Raw genomic sequence first — 5,731 nt, 5'->3', positions numbered from 1 at the left:
CGGGAGGCCTCTCGTCATGACCTCGACCCTCGCCCTACCCCGCCTCGAGCCCGGGAAGCTCTTCATCGACGGCCGCGCGGCCGAAGGCGGCGGAACGCCACACGACGTGTTCAACCCCGCAACGGGCGCGCGCCTGACCACCGTGGCGTCGGCCACCCCCGAAGACGTCGATCGCGCCGTGGCCGCCGCCCGCCGCGCCTTCGAGAGCGGGCCCTGGCCCACGATGGATGCCGTCGAGCGCGAGAAGATCCTCTGGCGCATGGGCGATCTCATCGAGCAGAGCAAGGACGAGCTCGCCCTGCTCGAATCGCTGCAGAATGGCAAGACGGTGGCCGAAGCCCATCGCGGCGACCTGCCCCCTTCATACGACGTCTTCCGCTACTACGCCGGGTGGGCGCGCAAGATTCAGGGCGAGACCATCCCCGTGGAGGGCGGCGCCCTCAACTACACGCTGTACGAGCCCATGGGTGTGGTGGGGGCCATCGTGGCCTGGAACTACCCGCTGCTGCTGGCCTGCTGGAAGGTAGCCCCCGCCCTCGCCGCGGGGAACACCGTCGTGCTCAAGCCCTCGGTGCTCACCCCCCTCACCGCGCTTCGCCTGGCAGAGATCGGCCGCGAGGCGGGGCTTCCCGACGGCGTGCTGAACGTGATCACCGGCGACGGCGCAGGCGCTGGCATGGCCCTGGCCCGCCACAACGACGTCGACAAGCTCGCCTTCACGGGCAGCACCGAGGTGGCGCGCGCCCTTCTGAAGGCGTCAGCCGAGAGCAACCTCAAGCGCCTCTCGCTCGAGCTGGGGGGCAAATCGCCCCAGATCGTCTTCCCCGACGCAGACCTCGACGCCGCCGTTGAGGCCGCGTTCAAGGGCATCTTCGCCAACAAGGGCGAGATCTGCAGCGCCGGCTCGCGCATCATCCTCCACACCGACATCCACGACGACTTCGTCGCTCGCCTGGTGGCGAAGGCAGAGACGCTGCGCTGCGGTGACCCCCTCGATCCGGCAACCGGCATGGGCAGCCAGATCTCACAGGCGCAGCTCGACCGCATCGCCGGCTATGTGGCCCAGGCGAAGGCCGAAGGGGCCACCCTGCGGTGCGGCGGTGCGCGTGACGTCGAGGGCGCCAATGCCTCTGGCTTCTTCTACAGGCCCACGGTGTTCAGCGACGTGCGCCCCGACATGGCCATCGCGCGTGAAGAGGTGTTCGGTCCTGTTCTGTCGTGCCTGCGGTTCAGCAGCGAAGACGAGGCCGTTGCCATCGCCAACGGCACCGTGTACGGCCTCGTCTCGGCGGTGTGGACGAAGGACATCGCCCGCGCGCACGATCTCGCCCGTCGGATCAAGGCCGGCTCGGTCTGGATCAACATGTGGAACGGCTTCGACAGCGCCTCGCCGTTCGGCGGCTACAAGCAGAGCGGCTTCGGTCGCGAGATGGGCCAGCACGCCCTCGAGAGCTACACCCAGGTGAAGTCGGTGTGGGTCTCGCTCAAGCGCTGATCGCTGCGCCGCGCCCCCTCCCCGAGCCCGGTCCGCTGCGGCGGCATCACGAGGAAAGCGAGCCCAAGACCCATGGCTGAGGCAACCACGCTGCAGGCGCTATCTTTCGAGCACGTCTCATCGGTGATGCGCGACCACAACATCCGCAAGGTGAAGCTCGGCGGGTTCGACATCGACGGCGTCCTGCGGGGCAAGTACATCTCCCTCGACAAGTTCGAATCTGCCGCCCGCGACGGCTTCGGCTTCTGCGACGTCATCTTCGGATGGGACTGCGCCGACGTGCTCTACGACAACGCGCGTTTCACCGGATGGCACACGGGCTACCCCGACACCCACGCCCGCATCGATCTGTCGACCTACCGGGTGCTGCCCTGGGAGCCGGACACCGCCTTCTTCATCGCCGACTTCGTCGATCGCGACGGCGGACCGCTCAAGATCTCACCGCGACAGGTGCTGCAGCGCGTCGTGGCGCACGCGCGCAAGCTCGGGTTCGAGGCCACCATGGCGGCGGAATACGAGTTCTTCTTCTTCCGCGAGACCGCGCAGTCGATGCGCGACAAGAACTTCCTCGACATGACCCCGCTCACCCCGGGCATGTTCGGGTACAGCGTCACCCGGAGCGGCGCCAACGCCGAGTTCGTGCACGACATCATCGACAGCATGAGCGCCTTCGACGTTCCGCTCGAGGGCTTTCACACCGAGACCGGCCCCGGCGTGTACGAAGCCGCCATCCGCTACGACAACGCCCTCAGCGCCGCCGACAAGGCCGCGCTGTTCAAGACCATGCTGAAGGTGGTGGCGGCACGCCGCGACTGCCTCGTGACCTTCATGGCCAAGTGGAACGAATCGCTCCCGGGCTGCGGGGGCCATCTTCACCAGAGCCTGCGACGACTCGACGGCTCGCCGGCCTTCCACGATGCCGACGCCCCGCGAGGCTTCTCGAAGACCATGCGCCACTACATCGGGGGGCAGCTCGCGCTCATGCCCGAGCTCACCGCGCTGTCGGCCCCCACCATCAACGCGTACAAGCGCCTGGTGCCCGGCATGTGGGCCCCCACAAGCGCCAACTGGGGCATCGAGAACCGCACCACCACCGTGCGCGCCATCCCTGGCAGCCCGTCGTCGACCCGCGTCGAGTACCGTCTGCCCGGCGCAGATGCCAACCCGTACCTGGCCATGGCCGCCAGCCTCGCCTCAGGGCTGTACGGCATCGAGAACGAGATCGACCCGGGCGAGCCCACGGTGAAGGGATATGAGGATCACGCCCGCCCCCTTCCCCGCACGCTCGACGAGGCCACCGACCGCCTCGAGCGCAGCGAGGCGGCGCAGGCGCTGCTGGGTGAGGCCTTCGTCGACCACTTCGCCCGCACGCGCAGGTGGGAGACGCGGCAGTTCCAGAAGGCCGTCACCGACTGGGAGCGCAGCCGCTACCTCGAGATCATCTGACCCCCACCCCTCACGCACCCACGCATCTCTTCTAGGAGGCCCTTCCCATGTCCACGGTCATGACCTCGGTTCCCACCGCCGCGTTCAGCTTTCCCACCCGCGTCTTCTTCGGAGCAGCGACCATCGAGAAGCTGGCCGAGCACGCCCGCGCCCTGAAGATGACCCGCCCGCTCATCGTCACCGATGCCGGCATGGTGGCCGCCGGGCTGCTCGCGCGGGTCACAGAGCCCCTGCGCGCCGACGGCCTGCCCCATGACGTGTTCGACGGCGTGGAGGGCAACCCGACCGAGAAGAGCGTTCACCCTGGCGTGGCGCTGTTCAAGGCGAGCGGTTGCGATGGCGTCATCGCCCTGGGCGGGGGCAGCGCCATCGACGCAGCCAAGGCCATCCGGCTGGCGATCACCCACACGCGCCCGCTGCACGAGTATGACGATCTTCTCGGTGGAGACCGCCTCATCAGCGCCGACCTGCCGCCCATGATCGCCATCGCCACCACCTCCGGCACCGGCAGCGAGGTCTCTCGAAGCACGGTCATCGACCTCGAGGCCACGAGTCGCAAGACCGTCATCTTCAGCCCGTTCCTCATGCCCACCATCGCCATCGCCGACCCCGAGCTCACCGTCAAGCTCCCGGGGCATCTGACCGCGTGGACCGGCATCGACGCCCTCACCCACAACGTGGAGGCGTACCTGGCCAGGGGATATCACCCCATGGCAGATGCCATCGCGCTGCACGGCATCACCCTGGTGGGGCGCTATCTGCGCCGCGCTGTTGCAGACGGCAGCGACCTCGAAGCTCGTTCGAACATGATGATGGCCAGCATGATGGGCGCTGTCGCCTTCCAGAAGGGGCTGGGCACGACCCATTCCCTGGCCCACCCGCTCTCTTCAGAGGCGGGGCTGCATCACGGGCTGGCCAACGCCATCATGCTCCCCCACGTGCTGCGCTTCAATGCGCAGGCCGTGCCGCAGCGCCTCGCAGACATCGGTCGCGCCCTCGACGCCGAGGCAACCGCTGATGGGGCCTTCGCCGCCGTGCAGACCCTCCTCGACGATGTGGGCATTCCGCGCACGCTGCGCGAGAGCGGCGTCACCGAAACCCACATCGACGCCATGGTGCCCCTCGCCGTGCAAGACGGGTGTCATGCCAGCAATCCGCGCGTCACCACCGCAGACGACTTCCGCGCCCTCTACCTCGCCGCCCTGTGAGCGAAGAGCTGACGCGCGAGACCGAGGAGGCACGCCGTGACGCGGCTGAGCTCTCACGCATGGGCTATGCCCAGGAGCTCTTCCGCGACATGGGCGGCTTCTCGAACTTCGCCCTCTCGTTCTCGCTCATCTCCATCATCACGGGCATCACCCAGCTCTACGATTTCGGCCTGAAGATGGGAGGGCCGTTCGAGATGCTGGTCGGGTGGCCTGTGGTCACCACGTTCAGCCTTTTCGTGGCCCTCAGCATGGCCGAGCTGGCGTCGGCCTTCCCCACCTCCGGCGCCATGTACCACTGGGCCTGCAAGCTGGGGGGCGCGCACTGGGGCTGGCTCACCGCCTGGCTCAACATCGTGGGGCTGGTGACCCTTGTGGCGGCGGTCGACTACGGCTGCGCGCAGTTCGCCCTCCCCCTGATCGGCGTGGAGGGAACCTCTCTCAACCTGCTCGCCACGTACGCGCTGATATTGATCTCGCACGGCCTGATCAACCATTTCGGAATCCGCCTCGTGGCGTGGCTGAACGACTTCAGCGTCACCGTGCACATGGTGGGCGTGACCGCCCTCATCGGTGCCCTCTGGCTGTACGCCCCGCACCAGTCGCCCGAGTTCCTCACCCTTCAGCAGAGCTTCGGCGATGACGCGCCCAAGCCGTATCTCTTCGCATTCATCGTGGGACTGCTGCAGGCGCAGTGGACCATGACGGGCTACGACGCGTCGGCCCAGGTGAGCGAGGAGACGGTGGAGCCGCGCGTTCGCGTGCCCTGGGGCATCGTGATGGCCGTGGTGGTGTCGGCCGTGTTCGGATACATCTTCATCATCATGCTCACGCTCTCCATCCCCGCCATCGACGGGGTGCTCGCGACCAAGGACGCCAGCGGAACCGACGTGCCCGCCATCATCGCCATCCTCACCCGCAGCCTCGGCCCGCGGGTCGGCTGGACCCTGTCGGCCCTCGTGGTGGGAACCGCCTGGTTCTGCGGCCTGTCAGCCATCACGTCGGTGTCGCGCGCCATCTACGCGTTCTCGCGAGACGATGGCATGCCGCTGTCATCGCTGTGGCGGCGTGTGAGTCCGCGCTTCGGCACGCCCGCCGCCGCCATCTGGCTCACCGTGGGCACGGCCTTCGGCGCCGCGGTCTACAGCAAAGCCCTGGCCGCCATCATCAGCATCAGCGTGGTGGCCATCTACCTGTCGTACATCCTGCCCGTGGTGCTCGACTGGAAGCACGAGCTCTCTGGTGGCGAGACCCTCCGGGGGCCCTGGAATCTCGGGCGCTTCAGCCGTCCGGTGCATGCCGTGGCCATCGCGTGGACCGCCTTCATCACTGTGGTGCTCGTCATCCCCATTCCCGCCAATCCACTGACGGGATACACCCTGCTCGGAACCCTGTTTGTGCTCGGCGTCTACCACGTGGTCTGGGCGCGTCATCACTTCCAAGGACCGGAGTTCCTGCGTGAATCCCCCCAGACCCTGCAAGCCTGACGGTCGGTCGCTGACGCCTCGCGCCACACGGTGGGGCTCGGCGCGCTGGGGCCCCGCATCGCACTTCGTCACGCACGCGTCTCTCGTGCTGCTTGTCA

The 5,731-nt window shown here is 67.8% G+C and carries 4 protein-coding genes; all 4 read left to right on the top strand.

Translation table 11 applies throughout. The features are described from left to right. Nucleotides 1-16 precede the first annotated feature (16 nt). A complete protein-coding gene (locus EB084_18250; GenBank protein ID NDD30202.1) occupies nucleotides 17-1,495 on the top strand; it encodes an aldehyde dehydrogenase family protein in 1,479 nt (492 codons plus the stop codon). Between the two features lie 72 nt (nucleotides 1,496-1,567). Then, a complete protein-coding gene (locus EB084_18245; GenBank protein NDD30201.1) occupies nucleotides 1,568-2,941 on the top strand; it encodes a glutamine synthetase in 1,374 nt (457 codons plus the stop codon). A 59-nt stretch (nucleotides 2,942-3,000) separates the two neighbouring features. Next, nucleotides 3,001-4,149 (top strand): iron-containing alcohol dehydrogenase, encoded by a 1,149-nt coding sequence (locus EB084_18240; protein ID NDD30200.1) that lies wholly within the window; start codon nucleotides 3,001-3,003, stop codon nucleotides 4,147-4,149. After that, nucleotides 4,146-5,633, top strand: coding sequence for an amino acid permease (locus EB084_18235; GenBank protein ID NDD30199.1), 1,488 nt, complete (start codon nucleotides 4,146-4,148; stop codon nucleotides 5,631-5,633). The genes EB084_18240 and EB084_18235 overlap by 4 nt, the downstream gene beginning before the upstream one ends. Nucleotides 5,634-5,731 lie beyond the last annotated feature (98 nt).

The organism is Pseudomonadota bacterium, assembly GCA_010028905.1.
In the GTDB taxonomy this organism is placed as follows: Bacteria; Vulcanimicrobiota; Xenobia; order RGZZ01; family RGZZ01; genus RGZZ01.
Note: the sequence above shows the minus strand (reverse complement) of the source record. Positions and strands in the feature narration are given on the sequence as shown.